The sequence below is a fragment of the Halobellus litoreus genome (assembly GCF_024464595.1).
In the GTDB taxonomy this organism is placed as follows: Archaea; Halobacteriota; Halobacteria; order Halobacteriales; family Haloferacaceae; genus Haloquadratum; species Haloquadratum litoreum.
On sequence record NZ_JANHAW010000001.1, the window covers coordinates 996,590 to 1,014,328 of the forward strand.

The 17,739-nt window shown below is 65.7% G+C and carries 17 protein-coding genes; 6 read left to right on the plus strand and 11 right to left on the minus strand.

Annotated elements, in window-relative coordinates:
• Position 1: 1 nt before the first annotated feature.
• The 3 genes from NO360_RS05115 to pyrE form a co-directional block, all read right to left on the minus strand.
• Positions 2 to 1,414, minus strand: a complete 1,413-nt coding sequence (locus tag NO360_RS05115; protein ID WP_256306457.1) for an NCS2 family permease — start codon at positions 1,412 to 1,414, stop codon at positions 2 to 4.
• A gap of 112 nt (positions 1,415 to 1,526) precedes the next feature.
• Positions 1,527 to 2,246, minus strand: a complete 720-nt coding sequence (locus NO360_RS05120; protein WP_256306458.1) for a phosphoribosyltransferase family protein — start codon at positions 2,244 to 2,246, stop codon at positions 1,527 to 1,529.
• Positions 2,247 to 2,431: 185 nt separating this feature from the next.
• Positions 2,432 to 2,956, minus strand: a complete 525-nt coding sequence (gene pyrE, locus NO360_RS05125) for an orotate phosphoribosyltransferase (RefSeq protein WP_256306459.1) — start codon at positions 2,954 to 2,956, stop codon at positions 2,432 to 2,434.
• Between the two features lie 466 nt (positions 2,957 to 3,422).
• Between pyrE and NO360_RS05130 the strand changes: the two genes are divergently transcribed.
• Positions 3,423 to 4,001 (plus strand): NADPH-dependent FMN reductase, encoded by a 579-nt coding sequence (locus NO360_RS05130; protein WP_256306460.1) that lies wholly within the window; start codon positions 3,423 to 3,425, stop codon positions 3,999 to 4,001.
• A gap of 48 nt (positions 4,002 to 4,049) precedes the next feature.
• Positions 4,050 to 4,187, plus strand: a complete 138-nt coding sequence (locus NO360_RS05135; protein WP_256306461.1) for a nuclear transport factor 2-like protein — start codon at positions 4,050 to 4,052, stop codon at positions 4,185 to 4,187.
• Positions 4,188 to 4,211: 24 nt separating this feature from the next.
• Here the strand turns inward: NO360_RS05135 and NO360_RS05140 are convergent, their stop codons facing one another.
• Positions 4,212 to 5,000 (minus strand): helix-turn-helix transcriptional regulator, encoded by a 789-nt coding sequence (locus tag NO360_RS05140; protein WP_256306463.1) that lies wholly within the window; start codon positions 4,998 to 5,000, stop codon positions 4,212 to 4,214.
• Positions 5,001 to 5,452: 452 nt separating this feature from the next.
• On the opposite strand from NO360_RS05140, the gene NO360_RS05145 reads away from it, so the two are divergent.
• Positions 5,453 to 6,862 (plus strand): FAD-binding oxidoreductase, encoded by a 1,410-nt coding sequence (locus tag NO360_RS05145; RefSeq protein ID WP_256306464.1) that lies wholly within the window; start codon positions 5,453 to 5,455, stop codon positions 6,860 to 6,862.
• A gap of 188 nt (positions 6,863 to 7,050) precedes the next feature.
• On the opposite strand, the gene NO360_RS05150 is transcribed toward NO360_RS05145, so the two are convergent.
• On the minus strand, positions 7,051 to 7,590 hold the full coding sequence (locus NO360_RS05150; RefSeq protein WP_256306466.1) for a CDP-2,3-bis-(O-geranylgeranyl)-sn-glycerol synthase: 540 nt from the start codon (positions 7,588 to 7,590) through the stop codon (positions 7,051 to 7,053).
• Positions 7,591 to 7,720: 130 nt separating this feature from the next.
• Here NO360_RS05150 and NO360_RS05155 point away from each other — a divergent pair, with 130 nt between their 5' ends.
• Entirely contained in the window at positions 7,721 to 8,308 is a 588-nt protein-coding gene (locus NO360_RS05155) for a DUF502 domain-containing protein (protein ID WP_256306467.1), read from the plus strand.
• Positions 8,309 to 8,632: 324 nt separating this feature from the next.
• Here NO360_RS05155 and NO360_RS05160 read toward each other — a convergent pair whose 3' ends face one another.
• The 3 genes from NO360_RS05160 to NO360_RS05170 all read right to left on the minus strand — a co-directional run bounded on the left by NO360_RS05160 (position 8,633) and on the right by NO360_RS05170 (position 11,092).
• A complete protein-coding gene (locus NO360_RS05160; RefSeq protein ID WP_256306468.1) occupies positions 8,633 to 9,562 on the minus strand; it encodes a branched-chain amino acid transaminase in 930 nt (309 codons plus the stop codon).
• A 79-nt stretch (positions 9,563 to 9,641) separates the two neighbouring features.
• On the minus strand, positions 9,642 to 10,385 hold the full coding sequence (ribB, locus tag NO360_RS05165; protein ID WP_390281981.1) for a 3,4-dihydroxy-2-butanone-4-phosphate synthase: 744 nt from the start codon (positions 10,383 to 10,385) through the stop codon (positions 9,642 to 9,644).
• Positions 10,382 to 11,092, minus strand: a complete 711-nt coding sequence (locus NO360_RS05170; RefSeq protein ID WP_256306469.1) for a CTP-dependent riboflavin kinase — start codon at positions 11,090 to 11,092, stop codon at positions 10,382 to 10,384. The genes ribB and NO360_RS05170 overlap by 4 nt, the downstream gene beginning before the upstream one ends.
• 227 nt (positions 11,093 to 11,319) lie before the next feature.
• Between NO360_RS05170 and argS the strand changes: the two genes are divergently transcribed.
• Complete coding sequence (argS, locus tag NO360_RS05175; RefSeq protein ID WP_256306470.1) at positions 11,320 to 13,074, plus strand: arginine--tRNA ligase; 1,755 nt, start codon at positions 11,320 to 11,322, stop codon at positions 13,072 to 13,074.
• A gap of 38 nt (positions 13,075 to 13,112) precedes the next feature.
• Here argS and NO360_RS05180 read toward each other — a convergent pair whose 3' ends face one another.
• Both NO360_RS05180 and NO360_RS05185 read right to left on the minus strand, forming a co-directional pair.
• Positions 13,113 to 13,259 (minus strand): hypothetical protein, encoded by a 147-nt coding sequence (locus tag NO360_RS05180; protein WP_256306471.1) that lies wholly within the window; start codon positions 13,257 to 13,259, stop codon positions 13,113 to 13,115.
• Positions 13,260 to 13,312: 53 nt separating this feature from the next.
• On the minus strand, positions 13,313 to 14,962 hold the full coding sequence (locus NO360_RS05185; protein WP_256306472.1) for a nucleotide-binding protein: 1,650 nt from the start codon (positions 14,960 to 14,962) through the stop codon (positions 13,313 to 13,315).
• 130 nt (positions 14,963 to 15,092) lie between these two features.
• Between NO360_RS05185 and prf1 the strand changes: the two genes are divergently transcribed.
• Positions 15,093 to 16,343, plus strand: coding sequence for a peptide chain release factor aRF-1 (gene prf1 / locus NO360_RS05190; RefSeq protein ID WP_256306473.1), 1,251 nt, complete (start codon positions 15,093 to 15,095; stop codon positions 16,341 to 16,343).
• A gap of 546 nt (positions 16,344 to 16,889) precedes the next feature.
• Here prf1 and NO360_RS05195 read toward each other — a convergent pair.
• A complete protein-coding gene (locus tag NO360_RS05195) occupies positions 16,890 to 17,699 on the minus strand; it encodes a class I fructose-bisphosphate aldolase (RefSeq protein ID WP_256306475.1) in 810 nt (269 codons plus the stop codon).
• Positions 17,700 to 17,739: the final 40 nt, after the last annotated feature.

Genomic DNA, 17,739 nt, shown 5'->3' on the forward strand with positions numbered 1-17,739 from the left:
CTCAGAGCTGCGCGGCGAGCACGCCGCCGGTCCGCACGATGAAGTAGACGACGAACGCGGCCGCGAGCACCCAGTGGCCGATCCGAACGTCCTCGCGCTCGCCGGCGGCGAGTTTGACGATCGGGTAGGACGCGATGCCGGCGGCGATGCCGTAGGCGATCGAGTACGTGAACGGCATCACGAGAATCGTCAATCCCGCGGGGATCACGTTCGTCAGGTCGTCCCAGTCGATGTCGACGACGTTCTGGATCATCACGACGCCGATGACGACGAGTGCGATGTGAGAGGCGTACTGCGGAACGGACGTCACGAGTGGGACGATCGCGAGCGAGCCGACGAACAGCGCGGCGACGGTGAACGCCGTGAGCCCGGTTCGGCCGCCCTCTTCGACGCCCGTCGCGGATTCGATGAACGTCGTCACCGTCGAGGTGCCGAGCATCCCGCCGACGGTCGTTCCGACGGCGTCGGCCATCAGCGGCTTGTCGATGTCGGGGAGATCGCCGTTCTCGTCGAGGAAGTCGCCCGCCTGCCCGACGCCGACGAGCGTTCCGGCGGTGTCGAAGAAGTCCACGAAGAAGAACGTGAAGACGATGAGCGCGAAGGAGAACGCCTCGACGTTGCCGAAGCCGGAGACGAACGCGCCCGCCAGCGGCGTGATGTCGTACGTGGCAGACGACGAACTGGCGACCAGTCCGGCGTCGGACGCGACCGGACCGAGCGCGGTGACGGCCCACCCGAGGGCCGCCGTCGCCACGATGCCGATGATGATCGACCCGGGGACCCCGCGAGCGTAGAGCGCGAGCGTCAGGAACAGCCCGATCACCGAGACGATCGCCACGGGGTCGGACGCGATCGACCCGAGTCCGATCATCGTTCCGGGGTCCGCGACGACGATTCCCATCGCCTGCAGGCCGATCAATGCCAGAAACAGGCCGATACCGGTCCCGACCGCGAACTTCACCGGTTCGGGAAAGAGGTTGATCACGTACTCGCGCGCGCCGATCGCCGTGAGAATGATGAATATGATTCCCTCGACGACGACGGCGGCGAGCGCGGTCTGCCAGGGAACGCCGAGCACGCCGACGACGGTGATCGCGAAGAACGCGTTGAGTCCGAGTCCGGGAGCCTGCGCGAACGGTCGGTTCGCGTAGACGGCCATCACGAACGTCGCGGTCGCCGCCGCGAGGATCGTGACGATCGCGAGCATCGACTGGATTTCGCCCGTCGAGAAGCCCTCGATGACGATTCCCTCCACCAGATCCGTGTTCGGGTTGTCGGTCATTATCGCGGGGTTGACCACGATAATGTACGACATCGTGAGGAACGTGGTCAGTCCGGCGAGGAGTTCTGTCCGAACCGATGATCCGTGTTCTTGCACACCGAAGTAGTCTGAGACGGATTCAGCGAGTCCCATAATGCACGTGTGAGCATAACTAGGAACCACTCGATAAGCGTTTTCATCGAGCACCCGCCGTCCCGGCCGAATCGAGCCGAAAGACGGCGGGCGAGCCACTCGACGTCGAAGCTCACTCGGCGTCGAACGTCGTGAGCGCGCCGACCGGGGCGTCCGTGAGTTCGCGGGCGCGGTCGATGCCCTCCTCGCCGACCGCGATGAGCGTGAAGACCCCGGCGACGTCGGCGTCGGCCTGGGTCGTGATGTCGAGCAGGAGTTCCTGGGTCTCGCCCGACCGGATGAGGTCGTCGACGATCAGGACGTTCTCACCGCCCGAGAGCGCTCGTCGGGGGAGGTAGTACGTCAGTTCGATGCCGGAGGCGAGCCGCTGTCGGGACTCGATGAACTCCTCGACGGCCGTCTCCTTCGACTTCTTGGCGTACGCGACGCGGGCGTCGAAGTAACTCGCCATCGCCGCGCCCAGCGTGATCCCGTCGGTCGCGGCCGTCAGGACGACGTCCGGGCGCTCGAAGTCGAGCGCGTTGGCGGCGACGGGGGCGACGAGGTCGAGAAAGGACTGATCGAAGACGACGCCGGAGTTGTCGACGTACCCGCCGTCGTCGAACTCCACGCGGGCGCGCAGTTCCGTCGCCAAGGCGTCGCGGCCGACGCCGTCGACGACGTCGTGCGCGCGCTCCGCGCCGGGGAGGACGTGGCCGTTGACGTATCGGTTGAGGTCGCCTGCCGGGAGCCCAGTGAGTTCGGCGAGTTCGTCGTACGTCCGAGTCTCCTTGAGCATCCGCAGCACCGCCACCGACTGTAACTGGAGGGCCGCTTTCTCCGCTCTGTTCATACGTAGATGTGCGAGTTCTCGCAAGTATGAATATATCGATACGAATTCTTTCGAAAAAGACCACAAACGTGGATTACGTTCGGGGCGCGAGACGACGGCACTCGCAGGGGAAGGCGAATAGCGGGCGGCACGCGAACGTCGGGGAGAGAGCGAACGCCCGGCGGTAGGTGAGCGCTAGCGGCCGATCAGGACGCGTCTTCGAGGAGGTCCTCGGCAGTCACGAGCGCGTCGAGTTCGACGTCGGCGTCGGCGAGTCGCTCGCGCGCGCCCTCCTGACGGTCGACGACGACGAGGACCCGGTCGACCGTCGCGCCGGCGTCGCGAAGCGCCTCGACAGCGTCGAGCGCGCTCTTCCCGGTCGTCGCGATGTCTTCGAGAACGACGACTTTCTCGCCCTCGGCGAGGCGGCCCTCGATGCGGTTCCCTGTCCCGTACTCTTTGGCCTGCTTTCGAGCGATCACGTACGGGGAGTCGGTTTCGACGCTCGTGACGGCGACGAGCGGGACCGCCCCGAGCGCGACGCCGGCGAGTTTCTCGCCGTCCAACTTCTCCGCGAACGCCTCGGCGATCAGACGGAGGCAGCCCGGGTCGGTCTCGAAGAGGTACTTGTCGACGTAGTACTCGGAGGTGCCGCCGTGAGAGAGCTCGAACTCCCCGAACTTGACCGCGTCGGCGTCGCGTAGCGCCGCGATAAGTTCCTCGTTCGTCATTGGGTGTGAAACGGCGGGGGAGTCGCTTAAACGGGACGATTCCGAGCGGAGACGGAAAAATGAAGACGAGTCGGGAGATCAGAGACGAATACGAAACCGGGAGTACCGCACGGTGGAGCGCATCGTAGAACCGTTCGATGGCTTCTATTCACGTCTGTGACGCCGAATCGCCCGTCAGGGCGAGCTTGTATGCTGACGGGCACTCGTTCTACCAGTTCAGAGACGGATCTCGATAGCCGTGCGAGAGACAGGACGCGAATCTCAGACCACGGAAATCCCGTTTTTCAGCTGCTTGAACCGTTCAGTACAGTGAGTTCCAGTATCGCTCGACGCACCGTTCTCCTGTTTCGGTGCGCGGGGTACTCCAGTGGGCATCGAATCTGCCCCCGTCTCCCATCCCTGAGCGCGGGCCGTCGAGACGTACCGCAGCGGCAAACGTTTATACGCGCCAGCGGAAGGTCAGCCTATGACCGACGGACCACACGTCGTCGCCGTCTGTGGCAGTTTACGCGAGGCAAGCCGGACTCGACGTGCGCTTTCCCACGCCCTCGACGGCGTTCGGGAATCCGGTGGAAGTGGGGAACTGGTCGATCTCCGGCAGTTCGATCTGCCGATGTACGACCCCGACGTTGACGATCAGGCCGATGGCCACGAACTCCGGGTCCGACTCCGAGCCGCCGACGCTGTCATTCTGGGGACGCCGATGTACCACGGATCCTACTCGAACGTCGTGAAGAACGCGCTCGACTACTGCGGGTTCGACGAGTTCGAGGGCAAGACCGTCGGTCTGCTGGCGGTCGCCGGGGGATCGTTCCCCGTGACGGCGCTCGAACACCTGCGCTCGGTCTGTCGGGCCCTCGACGCCTGGGTCGTCCCGCACCAGGTCGCGGTCCCCCGCGCCTCCGGGGCCATCGACGAGGACGGGACGTTCGACGACGAGGGGCTCGCCGAGCGGGTTCGGGTCCTCGGGCGGAGGGTCGTCCAGTACGCCGACATCGGGCCCGATCCGGCTTCCTTCGAGAGTGAGCATAACGCGGGCGCGTGAAAACTGGAGCGTACAGACCACCCCACGGGCGAATGCCCTCGGAGGAAGGTGCCGTTCAGCTGTAAACTCGTGTATCACCGCGTACAGTTCCGTGGTGCGCACGTCTTCGACTTCAGGAACGGGAAAAACACCCGGTGGACGTCCTACGCCGACAGTGCGCTGTTCAACGAGGCGTACCAGACGTGACTGTTGCGGCGTGGTCGCCGGTATTCAACGCGCCGTGAGCGCCTCCGCTTCGAACGGGACCGCGTCTCGCCGATACGCGTCGAAAACCACCCGTGCGTGTTCGAGTGCCTCGGGCGCGTCGGTGTCGAGAATGGCCCGCGAGATGCCGGTCTCGTAGTCCCGACAGCACGTCCCAACGCAATCGTCGAAGAGAGCCAGTCCCCCCGGGAGGTCGCCGTGGGTCAGAAGAACGAGATTCCCACTGGCGAGTGCCTCGTTCGCCAACTCCGGTTCTCTCCCCAACATATACCTCAGGCTCTCCTCGTCGAATACCAGTTCAACCGCTGTTCCGTCGACAGCCTGTTCGAACACCGCCCTGACGTTCTCCGGCTTGAGCGGGACCCGTCCCATCTCCCGGAGCGTGGTAGATGCTTCGACGAGCTCGATGTAGCGGTTGTTCGGAGAGTAGGGGTTGCTCTCGTTCGGACGGGTAACCGTTACTCCGGAGAACATCTCGAGGGTGAATCCGAGTTGCGTGGGGAACCACCGCCAGACACCACGAATCGACTGCTCGATTTCGAATCGCTCGACCAGGTCGAAGAACCCGTCGGCGATGAACTCGCCGAGTGACGTCAACTCGTACTGATCCCCGTCACGGTGCACCCAGGTTCGGGTCTCGAACTCGGAGAGAATGCGACCGACGGTAGCGTTCGAGGCCCCGGTTGCTACTCGAAGATCGCCCCGCTTCTGGGGCCCCACGCTCAGTGCACCGAGCGCGTTCACGCGGTGGTCCGAACGTGCGAGGAATTCGATGTCTTCGAGCGGCGTATTCATACCGCACAGACGCTCGCTCAGCTATTACCTGTTCCGGGGGAACCGGGCCGCTAGCACGCCGCAACCAGAACTGACCGCGTGTATCGGATGCTGGTGGCCGACGTCGGTACTGATCGATAGCCTACGACAGGCGGATTGGGTTCGAACCCACCTCGGGGGCGGGTAGGATCAGACGAGGGAAACGCGACGGATGACCGAATTTCAGTACGTGAAATCGTATCGCTCAGCATCGTCAATACCCAGCGACGCCTTCAGGTAGATGAGGAAAACGTATGTCAACAATCAGTGGACAGAGTAAGAACACGGTGCCTGTCGGAGCGACCCCCGTTCCCAAGTACGGTTCCTGGGACGAACACCGGGAAGCGATACGCCGCGATGTAGAAAACCGCCGGGTGTCGATGGAACGGAGACAGACGGAGAAAGTGTCAAATAGCCGTTATTCGGGGTAGAAAATGGCTATAACAGCAAACCAACCGTTGGCTGACGACGAGATCGACGCCCTCACGACTGGATTCAGGGGTGACGTACTATCCCCGACTGACGAGGGATACGACGAGGCCCGGTCCGTGTGGAACGCGATGACCGACAGGCACCCGGCGGTCGTCGTCCGTCCGCTCGGGGCGGCCGACGTGGTGGCCGCGGTCCAGTTCGCTCGGAAACAGCACCTCGAAATTTCCATCCGCGGCGGTGGACACCACGTGGCTGGCCACGCCGTCACGGACGGCGGGCTAATGATCGACTGCTCGGCGATGAAGTCGGTTCGCGTCGATCCCGAGACTAAACGGGCATGGGTCGAGCCCGGTGCACTCCTCCACGACGTGGACGTCGAAACCCAGGCCCACGGGCTCGTCCTTCCCGGTGGCTTCATCTCCCTGGTCGGGATTGCCGGCCTGACGCTGGGCGGCGGGTTCGGCTATCTATCGCGCTCGCTCGGGCTGACGATCGACAACCTTCGGACGGTCGAACTGGTGACCGCCGATGGGGAGTTCGTCACCGCGAGCGAGAGCGAGAACCCCGGCCTGTTCTGGGCGCTCCGCGGTGGCGGGGGCAACTTCGGCGTCGTGACGGCGTTCGAGTTCGATCTCCACGACCTCGAGCCGACCGTTCTGGCGGGCCCCATCGTCTACGACTTCGCGGACGCTCCGGAGGTGATGGCCGAAGTTGCCGAGGCTCTCAGAGCCGGTCCTGACGAAATCGGGTGCGTGATGGGGATCCGGAAAGCACCACCTGCTCCCTTCCTGCCCGAGGAGGTACACGGCCAGCTCGTACTCATAGTGACCGTGATGTACGGCGGTGACGTGGCCGCAGGCGAGGCAGCGCTCGCTCCGATCCGCGCGATCGGCTCACCCGTCGCCGACGCCGTCGGGCCGAAGCCGTACGCGGCGTTCCAGACGATGTTCGACGCGGCCGCCGGGCTCGGGGCGCGCAACTACTGGAAGACGCACTATCTCGCGGAGATGAGCCGAGCGGCCATCGATGTCGTCTGCGACCGTGCCACCGACATTGCCTCGCCCGAGACAGCCGTCAGTATGATGGCGCTCGGAGGCGAGATCGCCCGCCAGCCGGCCGACGCAACCCCGTATCGGCACCGCGATGCGGAGTGGTTCGTGGTCGTGCAGGCCCGCTGGCGCGAGGCCGACGAGGACGAGAGCCACATCGAATGGGCCCGAGGCCTCTTCGACGCTCTCGAACCGCACGCGACCGGTGGCGTGTACCTCAACGCCACCAGTCCGGACGAAGGAGAGACGAGCGTTCGCGATGCCCTCGGTGAGGAGACGTACGACCGGCTTGCGGCTGTCAAGGCGCGGTGGGATCCTGAGAACGTGTTCCACCTCAACCCGAACGTGCGGCCAGCAGCATAGCCCGATGGAAATCGAGCCCATCACGTTCGAGCCGGGAATCCGCGCCAGGCTCCGAAACGACTCCGACGAACGAAATCCCGACGGTACGACGTTCGACGTGGTGTTTCCACTGTTCGCGTTACACAACTCCCCTCTTTGTTGACTCGGACGTGCCCCCAGTGCACCGTTCGTTGCAGGAAGGTGGGTATCTAGTACGGTTCGTCTTTCAGCCCCAGGAGGTACGCGATACCGTTGGTCGCGACGTGGAGCACGGGCGTGAGGACGACGACGACCCCGACGACCGGGAGGGTGAAGATATCGGTGAACCACGCGAGGTCGAAGAGCGCGGTACAGACGAGCGCGCCGGCGACGAAGTCGAGTTGGTCGACGACGGGGAAGGCAGCGCCGCGCTCGCGACCCGTCCGTCGTTTGAGGAAGGACGCGCCGATGTCGCCGAGCATCGCTCCGAGCGCGAGCCCGACGGCCGCGGCGAGCGGAAACGTCGGGAGGTCCACGCCGATCGTTCGAGAGAGGATCGGAGCGAGCAGATTCAGGCCCTGCGCGAGGAGCACGCCGACGAGCGTCCCCACGGCCGTGCCGCGCCACGTCTTGCCGTCGCCCAGGAGCCTGCGGCCGCCCATCGTTCGGCCGCCGTCGATGGGAGCGCCACCGCCGGCGAGGACTGCGGCGTTGTTCGGGACGTACGCTGGAAGCATCGCCCAAAACGCGACGGCGACGAGGTCGAGCATAGGTGTCGGATCCGCCGGCGGGGACAAAAGTGTCCCCGATTCGTCGCACCGGAGCGACGCGGACCGGTCGGTCGAAACCGGCGTCGATACCAGTCACTTTAACCCTTCAGTGAGACGTACCTCTCGACAGATGTCCTCCTGGAGGAGAGATTTCGCAAGCGGACTAATCGTGCTAACGCCGATCCTCGTCATTCTACTCGTCCTCAACTACCTGTACTCGAGAATCGTCGACCTGCCCGTCATTCGTCGACTGGAGGAACCGCTCGGGTTCGTCGTCGCCGTCGTCGTCTTCGTGATGCTCGTCCTCTCGATCGGCTATCTGATGCGGACGACGGTCGGCCGACTGTTCGAGACGTACCTCGACGGGGCGATGAATCGCGTCCCGCTCATCCGCGTCCTCTACAACGCCTCGAAACTCGCGGTCGAGACCGCGGTCTCCGGCACCGACGACCTCCAGAAGCCGGTGAAGGTCGAACCGTGGCAAGGGATGCGGATGACGGCGTTCAAAACCGGGAAGACGACCGAGGACGGGCGAGTGGTGCTGTTCATGCCGACCGCGCCGAACATCACGACGGGGTTCGTGATGGAGGTCGAACCGGAAGATCTGACCGAGACCGAGGAGAGCGTCGAGGAGGCGCTGACGCGCGTGTTATCCGCTGGATTCGGCGAGGAGGAGCGGACGTCGCCGATCGAGATCGACGCGCGAACCGAAGATTGAGCGGCGGTTCGGGACGCCGTCTACAGCCCGTTCACCGGCGTCGAAGCCGCGGTCGCGGCCGGCGTCGACGACACCGGACCCTGATCGAAGTGGTCCCGTGCGGGAGGATGCAGTAGGGCGGTTCCCCGCTCTGGCGGCACTGCGGCCCGGTGTAGCAGTGCAGTGCTGTGTGGTCGCGGCGCAGCGGCAATGCGGTCGCGGTGCGGGTGCGGTATTTCAGCGTTCGCACTGCGAGGCTCGCATACGCTCGCCTCGCGGCTTTTTCCCCACCAGGTTTTTGCGCGGCGGGGTCCTGCGGACCCCGCCGTGGAAAAAGGTGGGTGTCTAGACGTACGTGAACCACTCGTCGTGGGCGTCGGTCCGCCGCTCGACGAGGTCGAAGAACGCCTGTTGGAGCTCTTCGGTGACGGGGCCGCGCGAACCATTGCCGATGACGACGTTGTCGACCTTCCGGATCGGCGTGACTTCGGCGGCCGTGCCGGTGAAGAACAGTTCGTCGGCGGTGTTGAGTTCGCCGCGAGAGATAGTGGCGCGGTCGTGGACGGTGTAGCCGCGCTCGCGGGCGAGTTCGATCACGCTGTTGCGCGTGATGCCGTCGAGGATGCTCTCGGAGAGGCCGGGCGTGTAGATCTCGCCGTCGCGGACGAGGAAGATGTTCTCGCCGGGGCCCTCGGCGACGTTGCCCTCCTTGTTCAGGACGATCGCCTCGGTGTAGCCGTTGCGACGGGCCTCCTCGCCCGCCAGCAGCGAGTTGACGTACAGCCCGGTCGTCTTCGCGTTCGTCGGAATCTGACTGGAGGCGTGCTTGCGCCACGAGGAGATCATCACCTCGACGCCGCGTTCGAGCGCCTCCTCGCCGAGGTACGCGCCCCACGGCCACGCCGCGATCGCGACGTTGACGGGGTTGTCCTTCGGACTGACGCCGAGCGAGCCGTAGCCGTAGAACGCGACCGGGCGGATGTAACAGGACTCCAGCCCTTCCCGGCGGAGCAGTTCGAGCGTCGCCTCGGTGAGTTCCTCACGCGAGTAGGGCAACTCCATATCGTAGGGCTGTCCCGACTGGTAGAACCGGTCGAGGTGTTCCTCCCAGCGGAAGATCGCCGGACCGTTCTCGGTGTCGTAACAGCGGACGCCCTCGAAGATACCCGAACCGTAGTGGAGACCGTGCGTGAGAACGTGAACCGTCGCGTCGTCCCAGTCGACGAACGAGCCGTCCTGCCAGATCGTGTCGACGTCCATCTCGTCAAATCCCATATGCCGTGGTTTGCACCACGGAATATAAAACCATATATGCGCGTCTGCGACCGTCTACGGGTCGCTCGGCGTCGCGAGATCAGCCCAGGTGTTCGAGGATGTCCGCGCCCTCGACGTAGACGAGGTCGTTCCGGCGGGCGTATTCGAGCGCGGCGGTCGGCGTCCGAGCGCCGCCAGATTCGGCGTCGAGCATTTCGCAAACGACGACCGCGGGCGGGAGGTCCGCGGCGTCGGCGAGTGCGAGGCCGAGTTCGGTGTGGCCGCGGCGGTCCGCGAGCAGGTCCGGTGCGCCGCGGAGGACGTGGACGTGCCCCGGCGTGCGGAAGTCGGCGGCGAAGTCCGAGGCGTCGTAGTCGCTGTCGGGGGTCCGTGCCGTCGACGCGGCCGCCGCGAGGCGACGGATCGTGAGCGCGCGGTCGTCGTCGGTGATCCCGGTGAACGTCTCGCGGTGGTTCACGGGCAGGGAGAACGACGAGCGGTCGTCGTAGGCGAGGTCGTGATCGGCGGCCGCCGGGTGGTCGAGTTCGTCCTCGAGGAAGGGGAGGCCGAACGCGTCCGCGACGTCGTCGGAGACGGCCGTACAGACCAGTCCGCCCGCGTCGCTCCGGAGCCGGACCACGGCGTCGGCGTCGACGGCGCCCGCCGGGTAGACGATGTCCGTCTCGCCCTCCCGGTCGGCGGCGTCGTGGACGAGAACCGGGTCGCCCCGCCGGAACGCGGCGATCGCGCGGTCGACCGCGTTCTCGGCACCCATCTCGGCCTCGGTCGCCGCGTCGCCCTCTGCGGCGCCGTCGGGCGCGACGTCGGTCGTCGTCCGGGTCATCGAACCGCCTCCACGCTGACCGTGACGACGTCGCCGTCCTCCAAGCCGAGCGCGTCGCGGAGCCGAACCGGCGCGATGACCTCCAGTTGCGTCTCGTCGTGATGGGTGCGCTCGGGGACGATGATGTGCGCCGTCTCCGCGGCGTCACCGTCGTACTCGACGGTCGCGGCGTAACACGTCGCCGGGCCGAACGTCCGCTCCTCGTCCTCCCAGCCGTCGATGGGGACGCCCGAGAGCGACGAGACGGCCGCCCGCGACCGGACGCTCTCCTCGTCGAGATCGACGTTGAGGGTCCCGGGGAACGGTTCGTACCCGAGTCGTTCCTCAAACTGCTCCATATAGCCCGAGAGGGAGATGTAGTGGCGGCCCTCGCCCATCCCGCTCGTGATGGTCCCGTCGAGTTCGACCGTCGATGGGTCCGTTCCCTCGAAGATGCGCCGGTAGTGGGCGTACTCGCGGTGGAGCGCCGCCTCGCCCGACTCGGTCAGCGAGACCCACTGCCCGTCGGCGACGACGTCGCGGTCGACGTGGCCCGCCTGTTCGAGTCGCTGGAGGCGTCTCGATGCGGTCTGGTTCGACGCGTCGAGCCGGCCGGCGAGGTCCGAGCAGGAGATTTTCACGGGGCCGGACCGCGCGCCCTCGAGGGCGACGAACTTCAGCGCCGCCAACTCGTCGTGTCCGACGGCGGAGACTGCCGATTCTGACATTATCCCGAATTAGAAGGCCGGCGTGTTAAGCATAACGGCTATGAGATGTATAACAGATATGGAACGGTATCGGTCCCGTTCGATCACGTTCCTGAGTGACGTTTCAGGATTGTTCGAGGTGGCTCCTAAAGGCGTCGATAGCGGTATCGGTCGGCGTTCAGACGCGACGCCCAGGGCGGGCGAAGCCGTTCGGAAAGGCCTTTAGCCGCGGTTGCTGAACGGCGAGTATGTTCAGAGCCTTCCGTTCGGAGGTCGAGGACGCGGTCGAAGCGGCGCTGGAGTCGCTCGATCTGCCGACCGACGACCTCGGCGTCGAGGAACCGCCGGAGGACGTGCCGGCGACGCTCGCATCGAGCGTCGCCTTCCGTCTGGCCGGCGAGGTGGGCGCCGCACCGCCGTCGGTCGCCGGAGACGTCGCCGACGCGATCGACGTCGACGACTGCGAGTACGTCGACCGAGTCGACACGCAGGGTCCGTACGTCAACTTCTACGTCTCCGAGGCCTACTACGCCGACACGCTCGCGGCCGGTCGCGAGGAGACGTACGGCGAACTCCCCGCGACCGGCAAGTCCGTCGTCGTCGAGCACACCAGCGCGAATCCGACCGGGCCGGTCCACGTCGGCCGCGCGCGAAACCCGATCTTCGGCGACGCCGTCGCCCGCGTGCTCGACTACGCCGGCAACGACGTCGAGCGGCACTACTACGTCAACGACGCCGGCCGACAGGTCGCCGTGTTCACGTGGGCCTACGAGACGTTCGACGAGTCCGATCTCCCAGAACCCGAGCGCGACCGCGCGGACTACGACCTCGTCCGGTACTACCGGAAGGGCAACGAGTTCCTCGAAGCGGAAGACGAGGACGTCGTCGAGGCGGCGGAGGCGGAGATTGCCGAGATCATGCAGGGCCTCGAAGCGGGCGACGAGGAGACCTACGAGCGCGTCGCCGTCGTCGTCGATCAGGTGCTCGGCGGGATGCGGGCGTCGCTGGAGCGGCTTCCCGCGGAGTTCGACCGCTTCGTGAAGGAGACGCAGTTCATCCGCAACGGCGACGCCGACGACGTGGTCGCCCGGCTGAAGGACTCGGAACACGCCGTGTACGAGGACGACGCCTGGCAACTCGACCTCTCGGCGTTCGGACTGGAGAAGAACCTGGTCTTCCTGCGCTCTGACGACACCACGCTGTATACGACCCGGGACCTCGCTCATCACGAGTGGAAGTTCGAGAACTACGACGAGGCCGTGACGGTCCTGGGCGAAGATCACAAGCTCCAGGCCGAACAGCTCGAAGCGGCGCTGGACGTGCTGGGCAACGACACCGAGAAGCTCCGGCAGACGTTCTACTCGTGGGTCAACCTCCCAGAGGGCGGGATGTCGACCCGCGAGGGGACCGGCGTCGACCTCGACGACTTGCTCGACGAGTCGATCCAGCGCGCCCGCGAGGAGGTCGAAGACCGCCTCGGATCGCGGATCCGAAACGACGAACTGAGCGAGGACGACATCGATCGGATCGCCCGCCAGGTGGGGATCGGCGCGGTCCGATACGACATCGTCTCGAAACAGCCCACCAAGGGGATCACCTTCGAGTGGGAGCGCGCCCTCGACTTCGAGGCGCAGTCGGCCCCGTACGTCCAGTACGTCCACGCGCGCTGCCGCGGCATCGAGGGCGAGGCGGCCGCCGCGGGGATCGAGGCGTCGACCGACGTCTCGGCGCTCGATACCGACGCCGAGCGCGCGCTGCTCCGCGACATCGCGCGCTTCCCGGCCGTGATCGAATCGGCCGCGGCGGACCTCGAACCCCACGTCGTCGCGACGTTCGCCCGCGAGTTCGCGGAGACCTTCAACGCCTTCTACCGGGAGTGTTCAGTCCTCAACGCCGACGACGAAGCGGTCGCCGCAGCGCGACTCGGGCTCGTCGAGGCGTCGCGGCACACCGTCGCGAACGCGCTCGACGTCCTCGGGATCGAAGCACCGAATTCGATGTAAGCGACGGGCCGTCGGAACCGACGGCGACAGTCCGAATGTCAGAGCGCGAACGGCACGAGGGGCGCGACGGTGCCGGCGACGAGGGAGCCGCCGACGAGAAACACCGTCGCGACGCCCGCGCCGAGCGCCAACAGTAGGAACACGACGAGCCACCAGAAGGGGACGCGCGAATCTTTCTCTGCCATATCGACGACTCATCACATCCGCATAAAAGAACCTCCCGCTTCGGCGCGGGCGATCAGCCGAAGAACCGGCCGAAGAGCCCCTTCTTGCCGTCGCCGTCGTCGTCGGACTCACCCGGATCCTCCTCTGCCGAGTCGCCGTCGCCGCCCGACTCGTCCGGATTCTCCTCGGCCGAGGTGTCAACACCGTCGTCGTCCGCTGTGTCCCCGCCGCTGTCGGCGTCAGTCGGATCGACGACCGTCGCTGCGGCGTCGGCCTCCGAATCCTCCGGAGCCGACTCGGCGGGGTCGTCTGCGTCGGCCGACGACCCGTCGTCGTCGATCTCCGCCTCGAGTGACGTCGTGTAGACTCCGCCCTCGGGATCGGTCTCGGCCTGCGGTTCGGCGGCGTCGATCTCGTCGGGGGTGGCCGGTTCGACGAGCGGCTCAGACTGCCCCGGGTCCGAGTCGCCCTCGGCGTCGGGAGCGACTCTTTCGACCGCTGTTCCGGCCTCGTCGTCGGTCTCGACCGGCTGGACCCCGGCGTCGTCGGAGTCGAGTTCGCCGTCGGAGGCGGATCCGTCCGCGTCCGCCTCGGATAGCTCGACGCGCTCCGGCGGGCGATCGCCCTCGTGAGACCCGGCGACGACGATGTCTTCGTCCGAGTAGTCGGAACCCGAAGGCGACTCCGCCGACGACGACGGGTTGGACGCTCGGTCGGCAGTTTCCCCGGCCGATGGTCCGTCGGTGCCGTCGCTTTCGGCGGTCCCCTCGGGGACGGGTTCTTCGCCGTCTGATTCGGCCTCGGAGGCCTCGGAAGTCGTCTCGTCTCCCGGTTCGGTTGCGTCGGCCGTGTCCTCGGAGTCGGTTTCGTCGACCGTGTCTTCCGAGTCGGAGTCTCCGGCCGCATCCCCGGCTTCGGCGTCACCGCTCACGTCCCCCGCTTCGGCGTCGCCGACGGCGGTAGCCGCGTCGTCGACGAGCTCCAGTCCGGTCAGACTCCCCGCGAGCGCGCGGTACGCCGTTGCGGCGTCGCTTCCGGGCGCGAACGTCGTCACCGGCTCGCCCGCGTCGGCGGCGTCCGCGAGCACGGCGGCGTCGGGGATCACGTCGAGAATCTCCGCGTCGAGCAGGTCGCCGACCCGGTCGCGGTCCAGCGACTCCGGGTCGGCGCGCGTGATCACGGCCCCGGCGACGGGCACGTCGAGGCGGTCGGCCACCTGTCGAGTCTTGTCGGTGTCGCCGAGCGCGTCCCGCGTCGGCGTCGAGACGAGAAGCACCTCGTCGACGTAGGTGAGCGGGACCACGGTGTCGTTGCTGAGGCCAGCGCCCGTATCGAGGACGACGTACTCGTAGTTCTCCCGGAGTTCCTCGAGGACGCCCTCGATCGCCTCCGGGTCCGCGCGCGAGAACGCGTCGAGGTCCGGCGATCCGGGGACGACGGCCATCCCGTGCGGTCCCTCGCGGATCGCCGCCTCGACGTCGGCGGCGGATTCCGACTGGTCGCCCGAGGCGCTCTGCGCCTCGCCGTCGCCGGCGAGAACGTCGTGAAGCGTCACGTCCCCGGCGACGACGCCGAGCGCGCTCGCGAGGTTCGCCATCCCCAGGTCGCCGTCGACGACGGCGACGCGTTCGCCCGCTGCGGCCAGCGCGGCGGCGAGGTTCGCCGCCGTCGTCGTCTTGCCGACACCCCCCTTCGCACTGACGACTGCGTACACACGGCCCATAGTTCGTTCCGTGACTCCCGCGTCGAGGTTATAAATCTGTCCGGGAAATCGGGGGGAAAGGGTGGAGATCACGGACCGATGTCGGTCGTAGTCGTAGGTTACTTACCCACTGGCGGGCCAATACACCATAATGAGTACCGACGCCGAAGGGATGAGCGAAGACCGCCGGAAGTACGAGTTCCGGAAGGTCATCGAGGAACTCAAGGAGTACGAGGGTTCCGGCACGCAGCTCGTCACCATCTACATTCCCCCCGACAAGCAGATCTCCGACGTGGTCGCCCACGTCACCCAGGAGCACTCGGAGGCGTCCAACATCAAGTCCAAGCAGACCCGGACGAACGTCCAGGACGCGCTGACGTCGATCAAGGACCGCCTCCGCTACTACGACACCTTCCCGCCCGACAACGGGATCGTCCTCTTCTCTGGCGCGGTCAACTCCGGCGGCGGCCAGACGGAGATGGTGACGCGGACCTTGGAGAGCCCGCCCGAACCGATCCAGTCGTTCCGCTACCACTGCGACTCCAACTTCCTCACCCAGCCGCTGGAGGACATGCTGACCGACAAGGGCCTCTTCGGCCTGATCGTCCTCGATCGGCGCGAGGCGAACGTCGGGTGGCTGAAGGGCAAGCGCGTCGAGCCGGTGAAGTCCGCCTCGTCGCTGGTCCCCGGCAAGCAGCGGAAAGGTGGCCAGTCCGCCCAGCGGTTCGCCCGCCTGCGGCTGGAGGCGATCGACAACTTCTATCAGGAGATCGCGGGGATGGCCGACGACCTGTTCGTCCCGAAGCGCCACGAGATGGACGGCATCATCGTCGGCGGCCCCTCGCCGACGAAAGACGAGTTCCTCGACGGCGACTACCTCCACCACGAACTCCAGGACCTCGTCGTCGGGAAGTTCGACGTCTCCTACACCGACGAGTCCGGCCTGCACGACCTCGTCGACGCCGCCCAGGACGTCCTCGCCGACCAGGAGGTGATGAAGGACAAAGCCGAGATGGAGGAGTTCTTCGAGAACCTCCACACCGGCGAGGAGGCGACCTACGGGTTCGAACCGACCCGCAAGAACCTGATGATGGGGTCGGTCGACCGCCTCCTCCTCTCGGAGGACCTGCGCTCCGACGTCGTCATCTACGAGTGTCCGAACGGCCACGAGGAGTACGAGGTCGTCGACAGCCGTCACGGCGACCCCGACCACGTCTGCAGCGAGTGCGGCGAGGAGGCCGAGAAGGTCGACCGCGACGACGTGATCGACCACCTGATGTCGATCGCCGAGCAGCGCGGCACCGAGACGAAGTTCATCTCCACGGACTTCGAGAAGGGCGAACAGCTCCACGACGCCTTCGGCGGCATCGCCGGCATTCTGCGGTACTCCACCGGCGTCTAACACCCACATTTTTGCTGACTCGGGTGCGCCTCCGGCGCACCGCTCGTTGCAAAAAGCTGGACCAAAAAGTGTCCGACTCCACCGCCTCCGGCGGCTCCGTCGGTGAACCGCTCGCTCACTGCGTTCGCTCGTGGATGCTCAATATACAGTAGCGTTTGCAAGTCTTCACTCACTCGATCGCACGCTGTCGTGCGACCGGATGAGAAATCGGTTGCAAACGCTACTATAGGTCAATTATTGGTCAAACCGAGAGCCCAGAATCCGCGACCGAGCGTTAACGAGATCGGAGCTCTCGTTCGCCAACCAGAACTCGGAGATTTCTGGTGACGGCTCGAAGAGCCCGGCAGGTCGTCGGTTCACTCGCCGAAGGCGAGACCAAGAGCCGACCAACGGGAGGCTCGCAGTGCTTTTGATCCAGCTTTGGCCAGCGCGAGACGGCAAAGCCGTCTCGATGGCCGTAGACGAGGACCGGCAAAGCCGGTCCGCAGCGCAAAAGGTTGGTTCCAAGAGTCACCCAACAGAGGGACGCAGACGGTACGAACGGGCTCAAGCAGATCTGTCTTCGAATATGACGGTTTCGAGCTTGTCCAGCAGTGGTTTGGGGTTTTCACGCTGGAAGATGTTTCGCCCAACCGCAAGTCCGTTCCCACCGACTTCGAGCGTCGAGGACACGTCGTCGAGGAACGCCTCGTCGCTGCGTTTCGATCCGCCGCTCATCACCGTCTTCAACTCACCCACGACGTCTTCGAGCGCCTGCCACCCTTCCTGGCTCCCCGGGTACTTGCACTTGACCACATCGGCGCCGAGTTCGAGACCCAGGCGAGCGCCGTACGCGACGACGTCCGGATCCGTCTGCCCAGTGTACTCCTCGCTCTCCTGGATCCCCCGTCCACGCGGGTAACTCCACAACACCACCGGGACACCGTAGTCCCGCGCTGCTTCCTGCACCTCACGGAAATCCGTCCACATCTCGTCTTCGTGGATCGATCCCGCGTACATCGTGTACCCGATCGCGGCAGCGTCGAGTTCCTCGACGGCGTACTGCACGGAACACTGCTTTGGCGAGTAGTAATCCTCACGTGCGGCGAGATTCGAGTTGCCATTCAACTTGACGAGTAACGGTGCCCCGTCCTCGACGTCGTTCTCCGTCTCCCATAGCCGGTAGTACTCAGCGAGGCCTTTCTGTAGTGCGATTGCCGTCACCGCATCGTGCCGCCCGACGTCGAACACGTGCGTGGGATCCGCACTCGCAGGCATCGGCTCGAAATCCACCGGCCCGTGTTCGGTACCGTGATCGTACGCGAGAATCAACGAATTCCCGTTCCGAGTGATCGGACTATCCTCAATATCCTTCATATAGACGAGTACACCCCTACCGGGTTTTATTTTTTCCCCG

Excerpts from the sequence above, each read along its gene's own strand:
- NO360_RS05115 (WP_256306457.1), bottom strand. The coding sequence starts at position 1,414 with ATGGGACTCGCTGAATCCGTCTCAGACTACTTCGGTGTGCAAGAACAC.
- NO360_RS05120 (WP_256306458.1), bottom strand. The coding sequence starts at position 2,246 with ATGAACAGAGCGGAGAAAGCGGCCCTCCAGTTACAGTCGGTGGCGGTG.
- pyrE (WP_256306459.1), bottom strand. The coding sequence starts at position 2,956 with ATGACGAACGAGGAACTTATCGCGGCGCTACGCGACGCCGACGCGGTC.
- NO360_RS05130 (WP_256306460.1), top strand. The coding sequence starts at position 3,423 with ATGACCGACGGACCACACGTCGTCGCCGTCTGTGGCAGTTTACGCGAG.
- NO360_RS05140 (WP_256306463.1), bottom strand. The coding sequence starts at position 5,000 with ATGAATACGCCGCTCGAAGACATCGAATTCCTCGCACGTTCGGACCAC.
- NO360_RS05145 (WP_256306464.1), top strand. The coding sequence starts at position 5,453 with ATGGCTATAACAGCAAACCAACCGTTGGCTGACGACGAGATCGACGCC.
- NO360_RS05150 (WP_256306466.1), bottom strand. The coding sequence starts at position 7,590 with ATGCTCGACCTCGTCGCCGTCGCGTTTTGGGCGATGCTTCCAGCGTAC.
- NO360_RS05155 (WP_256306467.1), top strand. The coding sequence starts at position 7,721 with ATGTCCTCCTGGAGGAGAGATTTCGCAAGCGGACTAATCGTGCTAACG.
- NO360_RS05160 (WP_256306468.1), bottom strand. The coding sequence starts at position 9,562 with ATGGGATTTGACGAGATGGACGTCGACACGATCTGGCAGGACGGCTCG.
- ribB (WP_390281981.1), bottom strand. The coding sequence starts at position 10,385 with ATGACCCGGACGACGACCGACGTCGCGCCCGACGGCGCCGCAGAGGGC.
- NO360_RS05170 (WP_256306469.1), bottom strand. The coding sequence starts at position 11,092 with ATGTCAGAATCGGCAGTCTCCGCCGTCGGACACGACGAGTTGGCGGCG.
- argS (WP_256306470.1), top strand. The coding sequence starts at position 11,320 with ATGTTCAGAGCCTTCCGTTCGGAGGTCGAGGACGCGGTCGAAGCGGCG.
- NO360_RS05180 (WP_256306471.1), bottom strand. The coding sequence starts at position 13,259 with ATGGCAGAGAAAGATTCGCGCGTCCCCTTCTGGTGGCTCGTCGTGTTC.
- NO360_RS05185 (WP_256306472.1), bottom strand. The coding sequence starts at position 14,962 with ATGGGCCGTGTGTACGCAGTCGTCAGTGCGAAGGGGGGTGTCGGCAAG.
- prf1 (WP_256306473.1), top strand. The coding sequence starts at position 15,093 with ATGAGTACCGACGCCGAAGGGATGAGCGAAGACCGCCGGAAGTACGAG.
- NO360_RS05195 (WP_256306475.1), bottom strand. The coding sequence starts at position 17,699 with ATGAAGGATATTGAGGATAGTCCGATCACTCGGAACGGGAATTCGTTG.